General features: G+C 73.5%; 16 protein-coding genes. 6 read left to right on the top strand and 10 right to left on the bottom strand.

Annotated features, from left to right (window positions below; all coding sequences use genetic code 11):
* Positions 1-23: 23 nt before the first annotated feature.
* Positions 24-998 carry a LysR family transcriptional regulator gene (locus ABZ385_RS04210; protein ID WP_358583048.1) on the bottom strand — a complete coding sequence of 325 codons (975 nt, stop codon included), beginning with the start codon at positions 996-998 and terminating at the stop codon, positions 24-26.
* Between the two features lie 218 nt (positions 999-1,216).
* Between ABZ385_RS04210 and snpA the strand changes: the two genes are divergently transcribed.
* Complete coding sequence (gene snpA, locus ABZ385_RS04205) at positions 1,217-1,876, top strand: snapalysin (protein ID WP_358699536.1); 660 nt, start codon at positions 1,217-1,219, stop codon at positions 1,874-1,876.
* A 54-nt stretch (positions 1,877-1,930) separates the two neighbouring features.
* Here the strand turns inward: snpA and ABZ385_RS04200 are convergent, their stop codons facing one another.
* From ABZ385_RS04200 to ABZ385_RS04185, 4 genes are all read right to left on the bottom strand, one after another.
* Positions 1,931-2,353: a VOC family protein gene (locus tag ABZ385_RS04200; RefSeq protein WP_358583044.1), complete on the bottom strand. Its 423-nt coding sequence runs from the start codon at positions 2,351-2,353 to the stop codon at positions 1,931-1,933.
* Between the two features lie 51 nt (positions 2,354-2,404).
* A complete protein-coding gene (locus tag ABZ385_RS04195) occupies positions 2,405-4,414 on the bottom strand; it encodes an FUSC family protein (RefSeq protein WP_358909606.1) in 2,010 nt (669 codons plus the stop codon).
* 7 nt (positions 4,415-4,421) lie between these two features.
* Positions 4,422-5,432, bottom strand: coding sequence for an endonuclease/exonuclease/phosphatase family protein (locus tag ABZ385_RS04190; protein WP_358909604.1), 1,011 nt, complete (start codon positions 5,430-5,432; stop codon positions 4,422-4,424).
* A 788-nt stretch (positions 5,433-6,220) separates the two neighbouring features.
* Positions 6,221-7,099 carry a hypothetical protein gene (locus ABZ385_RS04185; protein WP_358583039.1) on the bottom strand — a complete coding sequence of 293 codons (879 nt, stop codon included), beginning with the start codon at positions 7,097-7,099 and terminating at the stop codon, positions 6,221-6,223.
* A 145-nt stretch (positions 7,100-7,244) separates the two neighbouring features.
* Here ABZ385_RS04185 and ABZ385_RS04180 point away from each other — a divergent pair, with 145 nt between their 5' ends.
* Together ABZ385_RS04180 and ABZ385_RS04175 are read left to right on the top strand one after the other, a co-directional pair.
* Positions 7,245-7,709, top strand: a complete 465-nt coding sequence (locus ABZ385_RS04180; RefSeq protein WP_358583037.1) for an SH3 domain-containing protein — start codon at positions 7,245-7,247, stop codon at positions 7,707-7,709.
* Positions 7,710-7,777: 68 nt separating this feature from the next.
* Positions 7,778-8,200 carry a hypothetical protein gene (locus tag ABZ385_RS04175; RefSeq protein WP_358583035.1) on the top strand — a complete coding sequence of 141 codons (423 nt, stop codon included), beginning with the start codon at positions 7,778-7,780 and terminating at the stop codon, positions 8,198-8,200.
* On the opposite strand, the gene ABZ385_RS04170 is transcribed toward ABZ385_RS04175, so the two are convergent.
* On the bottom strand, positions 8,185-9,597 hold the full coding sequence (locus tag ABZ385_RS04170; protein ID WP_358909602.1) for an MFS transporter: 1,413 nt from the start codon (positions 9,595-9,597) through the stop codon (positions 8,185-8,187). The two genes, ABZ385_RS04175 and ABZ385_RS04170, sit on opposite strands and share 16 nt — an antisense overlap.
* An 83-nt stretch (positions 9,598-9,680) precedes the next feature.
* Complete coding sequence (locus ABZ385_RS04165) at positions 9,681-10,958, bottom strand: SGNH/GDSL hydrolase family protein (protein ID WP_358909601.1); 1,278 nt, start codon at positions 10,956-10,958, stop codon at positions 9,681-9,683.
* A gap of 193 nt (positions 10,959-11,151) precedes the next feature.
* On the opposite strand from ABZ385_RS04165, the gene ABZ385_RS04160 reads away from it, so the two are divergent.
* Positions 11,152-12,063 (top strand): LysR family transcriptional regulator, encoded by a 912-nt coding sequence (locus tag ABZ385_RS04160; protein WP_358583029.1) that lies wholly within the window; start codon positions 11,152-11,154, stop codon positions 12,061-12,063.
* Here ABZ385_RS04160 and ABZ385_RS04155 read toward each other — a convergent pair.
* Complete coding sequence (locus ABZ385_RS04155; protein ID WP_358909599.1) at positions 12,060-12,494, bottom strand: hypothetical protein; 435 nt, start codon at positions 12,492-12,494, stop codon at positions 12,060-12,062. The two genes, ABZ385_RS04160 and ABZ385_RS04155, sit on opposite strands and share 4 nt — an antisense overlap.
* Before the next feature lie 190 nt (positions 12,495-12,684).
* Here ABZ385_RS04155 and ABZ385_RS04150 point away from each other — a divergent pair, with 190 nt between their 5' ends.
* Complete coding sequence (locus tag ABZ385_RS04150) at positions 12,685-13,533, top strand: helix-turn-helix transcriptional regulator (RefSeq protein WP_358583025.1); 849 nt, start codon at positions 12,685-12,687, stop codon at positions 13,531-13,533.
* Positions 13,493-13,861, top strand: a complete 369-nt coding sequence (locus ABZ385_RS04145; RefSeq protein WP_358583023.1) for a DUF397 domain-containing protein — start codon at positions 13,493-13,495, stop codon at positions 13,859-13,861. The genes ABZ385_RS04150 and ABZ385_RS04145 overlap by 41 nt, the downstream gene beginning before the upstream one ends.
* Here the strand turns inward: ABZ385_RS04145 and ABZ385_RS04140 are convergent.
* Positions 13,830-14,792, bottom strand: a complete 963-nt coding sequence (locus tag ABZ385_RS04140; protein ID WP_358909597.1) for an SGNH/GDSL hydrolase family protein — start codon at positions 14,790-14,792, stop codon at positions 13,830-13,832. The two genes, ABZ385_RS04145 and ABZ385_RS04140, sit on opposite strands and share 32 nt — an antisense overlap.
* A gap of 87 nt (positions 14,793-14,879) precedes the next feature.
* Complete coding sequence (locus tag ABZ385_RS04135) at positions 14,880-16,100, bottom strand: abortive phage infection protein (protein WP_358909596.1); 1,221 nt, start codon at positions 16,098-16,100, stop codon at positions 14,880-14,882.
* Between the last annotated feature and the right edge of the window lie 112 nt (positions 16,101-16,212).

The following is a 16,212-nucleotide window of genomic DNA, read 5'->3' as shown; positions in this document are numbered from 1 at the left end:
GGAGACGGGAGAGAGGTGGGGGGTCACCGGCCGGCCGGGACCAGCGTCCCGCCGCCCGCCCCTCGCGGGTCACCGGCACGCAGCAGCCACTGCGCGTAGGCGGGGGACTGCCGGGCCGCCTCCCAGTAGGCGGCCTCCAGCTCGCCGTAGACCGCGTCCAGCTCCTCCTCGGCGCGGGCCGCCACGAGCAGGCGTACGCCGAGGGGATCGCCGTGGAGGGGCCGTACGGCCATCTCGGCACGGCCCCGCGAGGTGGGCTGGCAGAGGGCGACGACCTCGCCGGTGGCGACGAGGGACGCGGCGGTGAGGTAGTCGCCGTGCAGGACGGGCGGGTTCAGGCCGGCCGCCGTCAGGACGCGGCGCAGGCCGTCCCACTCGCCGTCGACCGTGGGGTCGACCATCCAGCGGTCATCCGCGAGGTCGCCGAGCCGTACGACGGGCCGTCCGGCCGCCGGATGGTCCGCGGCGAGGGAGACGAACTGCGGCTCGCGGTCGAGGAGCACCCGTCTTCGCAGGTTCTCGGGCATCCGCAGCGGGCTGCCCTCCACCTCGTGCACGAACGCCACGTCGAGCTGCGCCGCGTCGACCATGCGCAGCAGCGCGTTGGCGGAGACGTCCATCTGGAGCGAGATCTCGGTGCCCGGCAGGCGTATCCGCAGCCGGCGCAGCCAGCCCGGTATGGCCCGGCTCGCGGTGGAGCCGATGCGCAGCCGGGGGCCGTCGGCGGTGCGGGCGGCGGCCGCCCTGGTCTCGCTGACCAGGGACCGCATCTCCGTGACGAGGGGCCGGGCCCGGCTCAGGACGATCCGGCCGAGCGGGGTGGGGCGGCAGCCGGTGCGCTCGCGGGCGAAGAGCTGGCCGCCGAGGGCGTTCTCGATGCGGCGCAGCTGGGTGGTGAGCGAGGGCTGGCTCATGCCGAGCTGGCGCGCCGCCTTGTGCAGGCTGCCGGTGTCGGCGATGGCGCACAGCGCGCGGAGGTGCCTGACCTCGAGCTCCATGGTCGTTGAGCGTAGAGCCGCTACGGCCGGCGCACCAGACACCCAAACCCCATGAGAACCAGCCGTTCTGGGCAGGCCGGGAGTGGGTGATAGCTCCGTGCTATCGCGAGTTGCCATCATTCCCAGGCGCCCCGGGCTCCCCGAGACTCACTGCCACCGAAAAGTTCACCCTTCATCGACCCCCACGGTCGGTCGAACGAGTAGGGAGCCCCCCACCCATGAGCAAGCGTTACCTGTCCGTCGCGGCTGTCCTCGGTCTCACCGTCGCCGGACTCGGCGCCACCTCCGTCACCGCGTCGGCCGCCCCGGTGGCGCCCGCCGGGCACTCCGCCGCTCCGTCGTACGACCGGTACGCGGGGTCGGCGCAGGAGGCCAAGGCCAACAAGGCGTTCTTCGAGGCCGTCGTGAAGGCGGTCGCCGAGAAGCGCGCGGCGAACCCGGGCGCGACGTCCGTGACGGTCGTCTACGACGCCTCCAGGGCCCCCAGCTTCGCCCGTCAGATAGCCAGTTCGACGTCCATCTGGAACTCGTCGGTGTCCAACGTCAAGCTCCAGCAGGGCAGCTCGGGCGCGAGCTTCAGCTACCGCGAGGGCAATGACTCGCGCGGCTCGTACGCGAGCACCGACGGGCACGGCCGGGGGTACATCTTCCTGGACTACGCGCAGAACCAGCAGTACAACTCGACGCGCGTGACCGCCCATGAGACGGGGCACGTGCTGGGCCTGCCGGACACGTACTCGGGTCCGTGCAGCCAGCTGATGTCCGGCGGCGGCCCCGGCCCGTCCTGCACGAACGCGCGGCCGGACGCCACGGAGCGCGCGAAGGTCGAGCGGCTGTGGGCCAACGGCCTGGCGAAGGCGCTGCAGAAGGTCCGCTAGCGCGGGGCCACGGAGCGGGCTGAGCGGCGGCTCGGCCCGCGGTCCGCGGCGGCCCTACGGGGCCTGCTGGCCGCTCGTGGGCCAGACGAGGCCCTGATCGGTCCAGATGACCCCCTTGTTGCGGCAGAGGCAGAAGGGGTGGCCGACGGGGTCGGCGTAGACGCGAAAGCCGTAGCCGTTGGGCCCGACGCAGTCCCGCATCAGGGTCGCGCCGAGGGCCAGGACGCGGCGCTGCTCGGCCTCGATGTCGTCCACCTCGAAGTCGAGGTGGAACTGCTTGGGGTGGTCGCTGTCGGGCCACTGCGGGGCGCGGTAGTCGGCCACCGGCCAGAAGGCCAGCTCGATCTCGCCGAACGTGATGCCGGCCCAGTTCCCGTCGCTGCCCTCCTTGACCGGGCGCCCCACCATCTCGGAGTAGAAGGCCGCCAGCTCCATCGTGTCCGGGCAGTCGATGATGAAGTCCGTCAGTCGTAGCATCCCGCGATCCTGCCACAGCCCGAAAGAGCCCCCGCGCCCCCAACAGGGCTGCTACGCCTTGGGGGTGGCGATGGCCCTGGCCGCCGCCACCTCCTGGCGCAGGGGCTCCAGGACGCTGTCCTTGGGCCCCACGGTGAAGTCGGGGCGCACTTCCTCCAGTACGTCCGAGGCGCGCAGGCCCGCCGCCAACTCCCGCAGCTCACGGGCGATCTCGGTGATCTCGTCGGCGGCCGCCGGCGGGGCGCCGTGCCGGATGCGCACGCGGGCCGCGGTCGTGGCGTCCAGGATCCGTTCGACGGCGACGACCAGCGGCCACCAGGCGGCGGCCCGGGTGCCGGTCGGCGGGGGCTCGGTCAGCGCCCGCTGGAACTCGGAGCGGATGACCGACAGGTCGCGGTACAGGCGCCGGCGCTGGCGGGCCCGTTCGGCGGCGCCCGCGGTGTCGCCGAAGGCGCACTCCACGTACCCGGCGCTGTCCGCGACGGCGTCGGCGAGCCGGTCCCCGATGCGCGTGCCCCAGCTCTCCGGCCAGAGCAGATAGCCGGCGACGAGGGCGATGGCGCACCCGAGCAGGCTGTCGACCAGGCGGGGCACGACCAGCCCGAGGCCCTGGTGGTTGAGGATGTCGGAGAGCAGCAGGATGACCGGGGTGATGGCCGCCGTCTGGTAGCCGTAGCCCCGGGTGGTCAGGGCCGGGATGAGCGGGGCGAGGAGCATCATCACGGGCACGTCCCACCAGCCGTGCGGCACCTGCGTGAGGACGGCCGCGGCGACGACCAGGCCCGCGGCCGTGCCGAGGGCGCGCAGGACGGCGCGCGAGAAGACCGAGCCGAAGTCGGGCTTGAGGACGAAGGTGACGGTGAGGGCCACCCAGTACGACCGGGGGACGTCGATCAGGGAGACCAGGGCCTGCGCGATGCCGATGCACAGGGCCAGGCGCAGGCCGTAGCGCCAGGAGGCGCCGGACAGGACGACGTTGCGGGCGGCGCGCCGGGCGCGTACGCGCAGGGCGGCGGGCTTGCCGAGCCGGTCGTCGCTGTCGATGACGGCGAGCGGGTCGGGGTCGCTCAGGGTCTCCGCCGCGTGCCGCACGGCGTGGTCGAGGGCGCGGGCGGCGTGGTCGCCGGGCTCGGGCAGCCGGATCACCTCCGGGGCCGGGGCGGGCGGTTCGGCGTGGCCGCCGTGCTCCACCGCCTCCGCCAGGGCGCGCACCGCGCCGGGGACGGCGCAGGGGAGGCGTCCGCAGGTGTGGCGGGCGCCGAGGTGGGTGGCGGGGGCGGCCTCGATGATCGGGGTGAGGGCGTTCAGCTGGGCGACGAGCCGGACGAGGTCGGGGTTGCGGCCGTGGTCGCGGGCGCGCCGGGCGAGGACGAGGTCGTAGCTCTGGTTGAGCGAGGCCGTGACGGTGGCGCGGGCGTCGTCGTAGGCGTCGGTGCCCGCCGCGTCGAGGAGGGCGGCCACCGCGCGGTAGGAGGCGGCGACGGCGGCGCGTTCGGGGATGCCGGAGCGTAGCGGCCAGGCGAGCAGGCCGAGCGCGAGGACCAGCAGGCCGCCGCCGGTCATCAGGGCCGGGGCCAGCCACCACGGGCCGGGCATGGGCAGCCCGGCGCCGACGACGCAGTTCAGCAGCAGGAGCAGCCCGCCGACGGAGGCGACGGCCCCGATCGTCGACATCATCCCGGAGACGAGCGCCACGAACGTGACCGCGCCGACCGCCACCCAGCCGTGGCCGAAGACGAGCGAGCCGAGGGTGACGCCGAGGGCGCCGAAGAGCTGCGGCACGGCGATGTTGAGGACGCGCATGCGGTAGGCGTCGGCGGTGTCGCCGATGACGCCGGAGAGCGCGCCCATCGACGCGAGCGCGCCGTACGCCGGCCGCCCGGCGAGGATGCCGGCGGCGAGGGGCAGTGCCATGGCGACACAGGCGCGGGCGACGGCCGCCCAGGGGATGGGCGCGGACTGCGGTCTGAGGGAGCGGACCAGCCAGTCGGGCGGGGTCAGCGGGCGCGGGGGCCGGGGGCCGCGTGGAACCGGACGTGCGCTGGGGGTCTCACGAGGCATGAGCCCATTATCGGTGGAGCGTGAGAGTGACGACGAGCGCGCGGTGGTCGGTGGCGCCGAGCTCCAGGAAGCGGGTGTCGCGGGCGGCGAAGTCCGGGGTGACCAGGACGTGGTCGATCTGCGCGCCGAGCGGTGCGGGCAGGGTGGTGGGCCAGCTGGGGGTGCGTGAGGCGCCGTCGAGCCGGGCGGCGTCGCGCAGGCCGCCGCCGTGCAGGAGCGAGCGGAAGGCGGCGTGGTCCTGGGTGGCGTTGAAGTCGCCGGCGACGATGGTGGAGCGGCCCTTGCCGGCGGCGGCGTACTTCTCGATGGCCTTCAGCTCCTTGCGCCACAGGTCCACGTGGCGGGGCATCGGGGGCATGGGGTGCGCGAGCTGTACGCGTACGGGGTGGCCCTGTACGTCGGCCACGGCGCCGGGCATGCCGAGGGTGGCGTCGATGCCGGGCGCGGGCTTCAGGGGGACCTTGGCGAGGAGTACGGAACCCTCCGGGCCGTACGCGTCGACCGACTCGCGGTAGGGGTAGTCGGCGCGGGGCAGCTTCTCGCGGAGGGTCGCGGAGCAGGCGTGGTCGCACTCCTCGACGAAGAGCAGGTCGGGCTGCTCCGCGCGGACGGCGCGGAGGAGCCCCGCCGTCTCGCGGCCGTACTCGATGTTGGCGGCCATGACGCGCAGCTCGGCGACGGCCTTCCCCTCCGGGGGGTCGGAGGTGCCGTAGGGCTCCATGTACCAGGCGAGCAGGGCGAGTACGGCGACGCCCCACACCATGCCGGTGCGCCAGCGGGCGAGGGCGGCGAGGAGGAGGCCGGCGGCGGCGGGGGCGAGCAGCCAGGGCAGGAAGGCGAGGATCTGGGGTACGGGGGTGAGGCCGTCGGAGTCGGCGACGCGGAAGCCGAGGATGGCGGTCACGCCGAGCAGCAGCGCGCCGCCGAGCCATGCGGCGCCTCTTCCTCGCCGGGGGGCGTCTGCTTCCCCCGCGTCCGGATCGGCGTCACGACTGACGACCACGCTGCGCAAGCTCACCCTCTCCTCACCCCCGGCGGTTCACCCTGGGCATCTTCCCTCATGAGCGCTGGAGCCGATCACGCGCGTGCGGATGCGTGGGTGACCGCCCGCACAGTTCCCCGCGCCCCTGGAGGCTCCGTCTGCCGCGCGCGGGTTCATGGGTGGCCGTTCGCGCAGTTCCCCGCGCCCCTTAAAGGGCCGTCTGTCGTGTGCGGCTCGTCGGTGGCTGTTCGCGCAGTTCCCCGCGCCCCTTAAAAGGCTGTCTGTCGTGTGCGGCTCGTTCCTGGTTGCTCGCGCAGTTCCCCGCGCCCCCTACGGGGGTGACGCCCCACCAGTAACGCGGGGAACGACACCTCCACCCCATCGAAGCCGCAGACAAGGGACGGGCCGAGCCCCCACCAGGGGCGCGGGGAACTGCGCGAGAACCACAGCGATGCCGCAGGTGAAAGACGGGTCGGGCCACCCTCCAGGGGCGCGGGGAACTGCGCGAGAACCACAGCGATGCCGCAGGCAAGAGACGGGTCGGGCCACCCTCCAGGGGCGCGGGGAACTGCGCGAGAACCACAGCGGAGCCGCAGGTAATAGACGGGTCGGGCCACCCTCCAGGGGCGCGGGGAACTGCGCGAGAACCACAGCGCAGCCGCAGGCAAGAGACGGGTCGGGCCACCCTCCAGGGGCGCGGGGAACTGCGCGAGAACCACAGCGATGCCGCAGGCAAGAGACGGGTCGGGCCACCCTCCAGGGGCGCGGGGAACTGCGCGAACGACCACAGTGGTGCCGCAGGTAGAAGGCGGGGCGGGGCCCTGTCAGGGGGCCTGCGCGACACTCACCCGCCTGCGCGTCGCTGACGGAAGGCGGGGGAACCGGGGGGACAGCCACCCCCCGACCCCCACCAGCACCCCCACTCCCACCACCGCCCAGGAAGACCTCCGCAGGGACGCCGTCAGCGCGTCGTACACCGCCCCCGCCGCCCCCCGCGAGACATCCGACGGAAGATCACCCAGCATCAACCCCCGCCCCACCCCCACACCCCCCAGCAACAGCCCCGCCGCAAGCGCCACACCCCCCGCCACGGCGACGACCGCCCGCCGCCGCGACCGGGCGAGCAGGACACCGGCGACCGCGAGGACGACCGCGCCGGCCGGCACCCACGGCCCCGCCCCCCGCAGCACCGTGAAGACCTGCCGCAGCCACCCGAGGTCGTCGGAGGACCGCAGCACCGTGACCTCGGCGTGCCGCACGGGAATCCGCGAGGCGAACGGCACCCCGTCGTCCGAGAGCTGCCGCTTGATCCGCTGCGTGATGGGCGCGAGGTCGATGGTGACGGCCCCGTCGGCGTCGCCCCGGGCCCGCCGCACGGCGTCGTACGCGGCCCGGTTCGCCGCCTCCCAGGCGGTCCGGTAGGCCGCGGTCCCGGTGAAGGACCCCGCCGCGTCCCGTACGAACGTCGTGACCGTGCCCTGGAGCGGCCCCACGTCGACCTCCGCCATGACCGCGCCGGTGACCGCGTCCGCGACCGCGGCCCGCACCGCGGGGTCGGAGGCGAGCGGCGCCATGGTGGCGACGTAGTTGTCCTCGTCCCCGATCTCGTACCGCGTCCAGGTGGAGAGCGCGCCGAGGGGGACGAGGAGGCAGGCGAGGACGAGGAGGACGGCGGACAGGGGACTGCGGACGCTGCGGGGCACGCCTTCCAGGCAAGGCCCCACCCCTGAGGGGCGCGAGCGGTGCGACTGCATATGGGGCAACGGCGTCAGCCCCCGGGGCCGACCGTTCCGGTGGAGCACTCGGCCGAACGGGTGTTTCCTGGATGAGGGGACGAGGAGGCCGATCATGCGAATCGCTCTGACCCTGGGGGCGGCCTGCGCGGCAGCCGTACTGACCGCCGGAACCGCCGCGACCGCCACCACCACCGCGACCGCCGCCACCCCGGGAGCACCCGTCACCGTCACGACGGCACCCGCCACGAGCCCCGCGCACCACCACGGCGGAGTCATCTGGGGCACCGTCGTCTCCGGACCCGACCTGAAGGTCCGCGACGAGCCGAACACCGGCGGCCGGATCGTGGAGAAGCTGCCGCCCGGCAGTCAGGACCGCGTCGAGTGCGCCACGCACGGCACGGTCGTGCACGGGAACCCCGACTGGTACTGGCTGACCGGCGCCCGTGGCTGGGTGAGCGCGGCGTACGTCGACACCGGTGGCCGCCACGTACCGAGCTGCTCCGCCCCCGAGGACCCGTGCCCGCAGTGGCGCGACCGGGACTGCCACCACGACCCGTGCGTGAACCGCGACCACTGACGCGCCCGTACGCACGTACGTACGCACACGCAGCCCCGCAGACACCCAGCACGTAGAAGGGAACCGTCATGGCACACGCCGCTCCCCTCCGCCCGACGCGCCGACCGGGCCACTCGGGCCGTTCGGGCCGCTCCAGGGCGGCCACGACCCCCACCGCCCGCTGGGCGGGCCTCGCCCTGCTCATGGGCGTCGTCTACGGCCTGTGGGCCTGTGCGATCGACCGCGACGGAGGACCGATCACGACGGGGAACGTCCTGCTCGGCGTGGTCACGGGCCTTGTCTTCGCCGCGCTGATGTTCGCCGTGCACCGGATGGCACACGCGCTGCCCCGCGAACTGCGCTCCCTGTCCTGGGCGGTGTTCGCGGGGGTCACGTTCGGCTTCCTGTGCAGCCTGGGCGGAGTGGGCGTGCTGCGGTGCACGGTGCTGGCGCTGCTGATCGCCGGAGGGGTCTTCGCGGTGACGTTCTACCGCTACTACACGACCGAGTGACCGGCGCCGCCCGACCGCTCCGCCCGCCCCAACCGGTACGCGGCCACCAGCGCCGCCGCGAGGACCAGCGCCGCGTTGACCGCGACCGCCGCGCCCACCCCGGAGAGCACCGCCCCCGGCGAGGCACCCGCACCGGAGCCGCTCCCCGTCCGGGTGGCGACGATCGCGCTCATCACCGGGATGCCGAGGGTGATGCCGACCTGCTGGGTCATCGTGGCGAGCCCGGTCGCGAGCCCCTGCTGGGAGTCCGGCAGCCCGGACGTGGCGGTGACCATGAAGGCGACGATCAGCAGCATGTTGCCGACACCGCCGACGAAGGTCGCCGCCAGCAGCAGCCAGATCCAGCCGCCGGAGGTGCCGAGCGCGACGAGGGAGACGGTGGCGGCGGCCTGGACCGCGCCGCCGCCGAGGATCGTGGCCCGGCCCCCGAACCGGCTCACCACCCGCCCGCCGAGCAGCCCGCCGGCCACCGTGCCGAGGCCGAGCACGCCGAAGGCGAGTCCGGTGGCGAGGGCGGAGTGGCCGAGGACCCGCTGGAGGTAGAGCGTCAGGAGGAACACCAGCGAGGTCTCCGTGGCGAAGGCGACGAGGCCCGCCGCGTTGCCCCAGACGACCGTGGGGCGCCGCATGATGCGTACGGGCACCAGGGGCGCCGCCGAGCGCCGCTCCACGCGCCAGAAGGCGACGAGCAGCACCGCCCCCGCGCCCAGCGCGGCGAGGGCCACGGGGTCGCCCCAGCCGCTCTCGCCGGCCCTCGTCAGCCCGTACACGAGGGCGAGCAGTCCGCCGGTGACGGTCACCGCGCCGGGCACGTCGAGCCGGTGCCGGCACACGATGCGCGAGTCGGTGAGGAGGGCGGGCGCGAGGGCGACGACGGCCGCCGCCACCGGCACGTTGACGAGGAACGCCCAGCGCCAGGAGAGCAGGTCGGTCAGGAGCCCCCCGAGGAGCGCGCCGGTGGTGAAACCGGCGGACATCAGCGCGCCGTTGAGCCCGAGCGCCCGGTCCCGCTGGGGCCCCTCCCGGAACGCCGTGGTGAGCAGCGCGAGTCCGGCGGGGGTGACGGCCGCCGTGGCGAGGCCCTGCAACACCCGGGCGGCGAGCAGGACTTCGGGGGTGCCGGCGAGGCCGCCGAGCGCCGAGGAGAGGCCGAGGAGCGCCATGCCGCCGATGAAGAGCCGCTTGCGCCCGAAGAGGTCGGCCACCCGCCCGAACAGCAGGGTGAAGCCGGCCGCCGCGAGGGCGAAGGAGGTGGCGATCCACTGGAGGTGGGTGAGGGAGAAGCCGAGCCCCGCCCCGACGGCGGGGAGGGCGACGTTCAGGATGGAGAAGTCCACGGCGACCATGAACTGCGAGCCGAGCAGCAGGACGAGCACGAGCCGCTGCCGCCGGGTCATGCCCCCGTCCCCCCGTCCGCCTCCGCCCCCGCCCCCGGACAGCACCCCCTCACCGACACCGGCACCGGCACCCGTACCGGCGCTCACAGCTCCCCCAGCTCGACCGCACGCGCCATGGCCCGGTAACCGGCGTCGTTCGGGTGCAGGTGGTCGCCGCTGTCGTACTTCGGGGCGATCCGCTCGGGGTCGCCCGGGTCGGCGAGCGCCTTGTCGAGGTCGACGTACGCGTCGTACTCGCCGGACGTACGCACCCACGTGTTGAACGCGTCGCTCACGGCGGCGGCGTGCGGCCCGTAGTGGTCGGAGCCGCCGAGCGGCAGCAGGGTCGCGCCGACGGCCTTCACGCCCTTGGCGTGGGCGGCGCGGATCAGCTCGCGGTGGCCGTCGATGAGCTGCCGGGCGGAGACGGTCGGGGCGGGCTTGTAGGTGGGCTCGTCGGTCTCGCTGAAGCCGATGTCGTTGACGCCTTCGAGGACGAGGACGGTGCCGACGCCGGGCAGGTCGAGGGCGTCCCGCTGGAACCGGCCGAGGCCCTTGTCGCCGTACCAGGCGGAGTCGTTGAGGACCATGTTGCCGCCGATGCCGGAGTTGAGGACGGGCCGCTGGTCGCCCGCCTCGGTGAGGCGTTCGGCGAGGGCGTCGGACCAGCGGCGGTTCCGGTCGGTGGTGGAGGCGAAGCCGTCGGTGATGGAGTCGCCGAAGAGGACGACGCCGTCGCGCCGGGCGGGCCCGGGACCGCTGACGTCCACGCCGGCGAGGTAGTACCAGGACTCGGTCGACTCGCCGAAGGCCTCGCCGCCCGCGTCGGCGGCGTGGTCGCCGTCCGCGCGGTAGCTGGTGGCGAAGGACTGCGCGTGGAAGGTGGCGGGCCCGGTCGTGCCCGCGAGGTGGAGGGTGACGGTGACGGACTCGAAGGGGTCGAGCCGCAACCCAGCCGCGTCACTGGCCAGTTGGCCCCCGGCGGGCACGGATGCCGAGCGTTTCCCGTCGAAGGTGAGCCGTCGGACCGAGCCCTTGTCGACGGCCGCTCCCTTCGTCGTACGGGCGACGGTGGCGCTCGCTATGCGCAGCGGCGAGGCGCCGTAGGCGTTGGAGAGCCGGATGCGGGCCCTGGTACCGCCCTCGGTGACGCGGACGACCTGGCGCACGGTCTGGCCGTCGAATCCGGCCTCCGACCAGTTGCCCTTGAACCCGGCGCTGGGCCGCTGCGGGGAGGCCGCCCAGGCGGCGCTCCACCCGGCGGCCTGGCCGCTCGTGGCGGGCGCGGTGGCGTAGGCGGTGGTGTGGGTGGTGGCGTGGGCGCCGGTCAGGACGGCCCCGGCGGTCAGCGCGAGGGCGGCGGTGGTGGCGACGGCGGTCATACGGGCACGCGAAATCATGGCGATCTCCGGGGTGTTGGGAGGAGGGGACCCGGTCCGGCACCGCGCCGGACCGACACCCCAAAGATCCGCCGACCGTGATCGCCCATCAAGGGCGATCCATGGAACGATCAACGCGCCTGCGCTTATCGACGCAGGTCACAGGGGGTACCGCGCACATGGGGGCAGGGGCGACATGATGGAACGGCAGGAGCTGGAGACTTTCCTGACGCTGGCCGAGGAGCTGCACTTCGGCCGCACCGCCGAACGCCTGCTGCTTTCCCAGGCCCGTGTCAGCCAGACGCTGAAGAAACTGGAGCGCAAGATCGGCGCCCCCCTCTTCGAACGCACCAGTCGAGTCGTGCGGATGTCACCGCTGGGACGGCAGTTGTACGAGGATGTGGCGCCGCTGCACGCCCAGCTGGAGGCGGCCCTGGCGCGCGCGAAGGACGCCGCGCGGGGCGTCGAGGGCGAGCTGAACGTCGGGTTCCTCGGCTCGGGCGCGGGTTCGCTGACCGCGCCGATCCTCGCGGCGTTCCGCGCGCGCTGCCCGGGGTGCGCGGTGACCATGCGGGAGACGCAGTTCAAGGACCCGCTGGGCGCGCTGCGCGGCGTCGACGTCGACCTGCTCTTCACCTGCCTGCCCGTGCGGGAACCGGACCTCGCGGTCGGCCCCGTCGTCATCGAGGAACCCCGGCTCCTCGCCATGCCGCTGGGCCATCCGCTGGCCGGGCGGACGTCGGTCTCCCTGGAGGAGATGGCGGGCGAGACGTTCTTCGGCGTCGTCAACGGCGCGCCCGCGTACTGGTGGGACTTCCACGTGCCGCCGCGCACGCCGAGCGGCCGGGAGATCCGCCGGGGGCAGGCGGTCGCCTCGTTCCAGGAACTGATGACGCTGGTCGCCACCGGGCAGGGCATCTCGCCGGTGGTCGCCTCGGTGGAGCGCTACTACGCCCGCCCCGACATCACCTTCGTGCCCCTACGGGATGTCCCGCCGGCGGAGGTGGCCCTGATCCACCGGACCGGCACGACGAGTGCCCGCGTGGACGCGTTCGTCCGGACCGTCGCGGATGTCGTCGCCGGGAACGGAGGGCCCGCGCGGTTCTAGGGGCCGGCGCTGTCAGGGCGGTCCGTGCACAGCGCCCAGATCACGAAGACGCCGAGCGCGATCGAGATCAGCGCCCACAGCGGGGTGTACGGCAGCCAGAGGAACTGCGCGACGATGCCGAGCGCCGCCAGCGCCACGCCCGCCGCCTTCGCCCAGCTCGCGCCGGTCAGGATGCCCCATCCGACGACGGCGATGATGATGCCGAGGACCAGGTGGATCCAGCCCCACGTGGACAGGTTGAACTTGTACACGTAGTCGCCGATGCGTTCGTACACGTCGTCCTTGGCGATGCCCGCGATCCCGGCGAACACGCCGAGCAGGCCGTTCACCAGCATCAGCACACCGGCGAACACCGTGCCGCCGGTCGTCCACACCGCTTTCTGGCCGCCGCCGCGATGGTCCGGCTTCCCGTGGTCGGTCACGCTGCTCATGGCCACCCCACCTTTCGCTCTCGGAACCCACAGCGTGTGCCGGGCCCCCGGGCGCGGCGACCGGACGTACTCCGAACGAGTGACCCGGGGGTTTGCGGATTCCCGCCACCGGGCCGGAGCGGCGTGGTTACGCTGGGCGACAGCGTCAGTACGCCGTGTCCGTGCGTCCGAGCCTGGGGGAGTCCGTCCCATGGTCCACAACACCGAACTCGACCCCAGCGCGTCGCCGCTGGACTACTACGGCGCGGAACTGCGCCGCCTGCGCCAGTCCGCAGACCTCACACAGGCGGAGCTGGGCGGGTGCCTCTTCTGCACGGGCTCGCTGGTCGGCCAGATCGAGACGGCGAGGAGGGTCCCCACCAGGGACTTCTCAGAACGGGCAGACGCCGTGCTGGACACGGACGGCCACTTTTCCAGGCTCGTGGGCCTTGTGCTGAGGAGCCAGTTGCCGCACTGGTTCCAGGCCTATGCGGAGATGGAGGCGCGGGCCGCGTTCATCTCCACGTATCAGGCCCAGGTGGTGTACGGCCTCTTGCAGACGGAGGCCTACGCGCGGGCGGTCCTCGGTACCGACCGCCCGGAGAACCTCAATGACCTCGTAGCGGCGCGACTTGATCGCCAGCGCATCCTGACGCGGGAGCATCCGCCTGCGGTCTGGGTAATCCTGGACGAGGGGGCGCTGTACCGGGAAGTGGGCAGCCGGGACATCATGCGGGCACAGCTCGCCCACCTGTTGAGTTTCCGTGAGCACCAGTGGGCGCAGGTCCAGGTGCTGCCCTTCTCCACAGGCCAACATTGCGCCACGCGCGGTTCGTTCAACCTCCTGCGTTTCGACGACGACCCGGACCTGTTCTACGCCGAGAGTTACGACGTGGCGCACATGACCGCCAATCCGCAAGTGATCAGGGAGCGTTCGGTCAGTTACGCTCGCCTGCAGGCCGCTGCGCTCTCCGTAGAGGACTCAGCGGCGCTGATCGCCCGCGTAATGGAGGAGCGCTATGGAGATCACCCGGGAGCACTCGCAGGTGGAGTGGCGTAAGTCGACCTACAGCGGCTCCGGAGGTGGCGACTGCATTGAGTGCGCCCCCCTCGACGGAGTCACCTGGCGCAAGTCCTCGTACAGCGGCAGCAGCGGCGGTGAGTGCGTCGAATGTGCCCCCTTCGGCAACGAGGCCTGGCGTAAGTCGACATATAGCGGCAACACAGGCGGCGACTGCCTCGAATTCGCTGCCGCCCAGTGCAACGGCACCGTTGCCATACGGGACAGCAAGAACCCCGGGGGCCCCGCCCTCACCATCGCGACCCCCGCGTTCACGCGATTCGTGGGCGCCGCCGCTAACGGAGATCTGCCGCGACCCGCGAGGTAATCGCGGAGGCCATGCGGCGGACGCCCGGCGACCGCGTCGGGCAGGGCCGGGACTTGGGCGTGGTCGGCGCCAGACAGAAGTGCAGGTAGTCGTCGCCCCGGTGGAGCGCGGTGCGGCCACGCGCGGGGTCCGTGCAGTACGCGGGGTGCTTCACCTCGTACGAGGTGCACGGCAGCGTCTCGGCCCACGTGTACCGCGAGGACGCCGGGGCGACCGCCTTGCCCGCGTCGGCGAGGAGCCCGCCGCCCGCGTGGACCTGCGCCTCGTAGAGGCCGTTGACGCGGCGCACGCGGTCGGGCGTGATCGGGTCGGGGCCCTGGAGGACCCACACGACGCGCGGGCGCCCGCTCCCACCGCCGGCGGAGGCGATCTGCGCGGCCAGCGCACGCGCGTCCGCCGCGTACCGGTCGAAGTACTTCTCGCGGGCCTCGGCGTACGTGATGCCGTCCATGCACGGCGTGTAGCCCCACGCGTTGCCCCAGAACTGGAGCACCACGTAGTCGGGCCGCTCGGCGCGGACCAGGACGGCGGCCTTGTCCCGGTCGGGGACGAGGGAGTCCTTGCCGGTGCCTTCGAGGTAGTCGCAGAGGGTGGTGCCCGAGTAGGGGGCGCTGCGGTAGCGGGCGCCGAGGCGGTCCTTGAGCAGGGCGCCGAGGACGTCCTGGTTCTCCATGGCGAGGGAGTCGCCGAGGTAGAGCACCTTCGGGGCCTCGCGCCGGGGTTTCGCGGCGGCGCCCCGACGGGGAGCGGGGGCCGGGTCACCGGCGTCGGAGGGCCCGGCATGGGCGGAGCGCCCGGAGTGCCCGGGGTTCCCGGGGAGGGGCGCGGCGGCCCGCGTCTCGCCGCCGGACCCGGGATCCCCGCACCCGGCCAGCAGCAGCGCGCCCGCCAGCACCCCCGCGCCCACACCCGTGCCCCACAGCCTTCGCACCCGCGACTCCCGCCCCAGACAGCCGAAACGGCCCCCAGGCAAGCACACGGGTGACGCCGGTGGAAGGCGTCGGCCCGCCAAGTACGGTCAGCTGCGCGCGGCCGGTTCCGTCCGCTGGGCGCGTTCGGCGCGTTCGGCGCGCGCGAAGTGGCGTGCCAGCGCGTGGAAGGACTCCTTCGGCTCCCAGTGCCAGCGCGAGGCGGGGTCGTCGGGGTGATCCCGTACGGATTTGGTGATGCTGTAGCCCGCCATGTCGAGGTCGTGGAGCCGGTCGGGGTGGTGCGGGGAGTCGGGGGCGACGAAGGTGTAGACGAGGGCGGCGTGCAGCGCCATGGACTCGAAGGCGCCGAAGACGTCCAGGAGATACGCGGCCTGCGTGCCCTCGCTGCGCTTCAGGTCCCCGATGATCTCCGGGGGCTCCTTGGTGTAGTCCACGACGTCGTGCCAGCCCATGCCGCCGCGCTCGGGCGCGCCCTCGTACGTGCACGTGCCGCACTCGGTGATCGCCACGGGCTTGCCCCAACGCCCGTACGGGGTGAGTTCCTTGACGTAGGCGGCGCGGTCGCGGTGGTAGGCGTAGTAGTTGACGCTGACGATGTCGAAGAGGGACCAGTCGACGTCGTCGTCCTGCGCGGCGCCGTAGGTGAGCGGCCCGTGGAAGACGGAGCGGCCGGCCCGGGCGGCCCGCGCGATGAACTCACGCAGCTTGCGGACCATGTGCGCGGGGTCGTAGTTGCCCTTCAGGATGTTGTCGACGCGCTCCAGGGCGTTGGCGCCGGGCACGATCCCGGGCACGTACAGCAGGAACTCGCAGCCCACGCTGAGGTACACGCGCGCGCCCTGCCGGCGCAGGCGTTCCGCGTGGCGGCCGGTCTCCGCGAGGTGGTCGAGGATGTCCCGCTCCGGTACGTCGCCGAGGCGCGGCTGGAGCCAGACGTGCAGACCGCGTTCGGCGGCCTCGGTGGCGGTGGCGGCGAGGCGCTCGACGCCGTTGCCGAAGACGGAGACGGTGTTGGCGTGCAGGTCCTCGCGGATCGCCCGCAGGTCGGCGCGCATGCGGGGGGCCGTCCAGCGGGTGGCGCGGGACTCGCCGTCGCCGACCTCGTAGCAGACGCCCCGGTAGGTGAGACCGCGCGGCTTCGTGGCGGGGGCGGCGGGTGTCGCCGGGGTAGCGGGTGATGCCGGTGGGGCCGTTCCGGTGGCCGCGCGGGCCGGGCGGGTGGTGACCGTGGCGGCCAGCGCGCCGCCGGCCGCCACCGCCCCCGCCGCCGTCATGAACCGGGCCCTGCTGATCGCTTCGTTCCGCACTGTGCCTCCCGTGGTGTCGGGCCACCAGCCTGGCGGCCCGCCCCCACGCCGCCCTACGGCCGAAGGTTTATCCCCCGTCGCCGAAGGGCTGCCCGCGACGGTCCATGCGTCG

It is taken from the genome of Streptomyces sp. NPDC005898, from assembly GCF_040629635.1.
GTDB lineage: Bacteria > Actinomycetota > Actinomycetes > Streptomycetales > Streptomycetaceae > Streptomyces.
The sequence above is the reverse complement of the archived record's forward strand: the minus strand, read 5'-3'. Positions and strand labels throughout refer to the sequence as shown.

Coding starts and splice junctions, on each gene's coding strand:
- ABZ385_RS04145 (WP_358583023.1), top strand. CDS start 13,493: ATGGAGATCACCCGGGAGCACTCGCAGGTGGAGTGGCGTAAGTCGACC.
- ABZ385_RS04170 (WP_358909602.1), bottom strand. CDS start 9,597: ATGACCCGGCGGCAGCGGCTCGTGCTCGTCCTGCTGCTCGGCTCGCAG.
- ABZ385_RS04160 (WP_358583029.1), top strand. CDS start 11,152: ATGATGGAACGGCAGGAGCTGGAGACTTTCCTGACGCTGGCCGAGGAG.
- snpA (WP_358699536.1), top strand. CDS start 1,217: ATGAGCAAGCGTTACCTGTCCGTCGCGGCTGTCCTCGGTCTCACCGTC.
- ABZ385_RS04175 (WP_358583035.1), top strand. CDS start 7,778: ATGGCACACGCCGCTCCCCTCCGCCCGACGCGCCGACCGGGCCACTCG.
- ABZ385_RS04200 (WP_358583044.1), bottom strand. CDS start 2,353: ATGCTACGACTGACGGACTTCATCATCGACTGCCCGGACACGATGGAG.
- ABZ385_RS04180 (WP_358583037.1), top strand. CDS start 7,245: ATGCGAATCGCTCTGACCCTGGGGGCGGCCTGCGCGGCAGCCGTACTG.
- ABZ385_RS04210 (WP_358583048.1), bottom strand. CDS start 998: ATGGAGCTCGAGGTCAGGCACCTCCGCGCGCTGTGCGCCATCGCCGAC.
- ABZ385_RS04155 (WP_358909599.1), bottom strand. CDS start 12,494: ATGAGCAGCGTGACCGACCACGGGAAGCCGGACCATCGCGGCGGCGGC.
- ABZ385_RS04165 (WP_358909601.1), bottom strand. CDS start 10,958: ATGACCGCCGTCGCCACCACCGCCGCCCTCGCGCTGACCGCCGGGGCC.
- ABZ385_RS04195 (WP_358909606.1), bottom strand. CDS start 4,414: ATGCCTCGTGAGACCCCCAGCGCACGTCCGGTTCCACGCGGCCCCCGG.
- ABZ385_RS04150 (WP_358583025.1), top strand. CDS start 12,685: ATGGTCCACAACACCGAACTCGACCCCAGCGCGTCGCCGCTGGACTAC.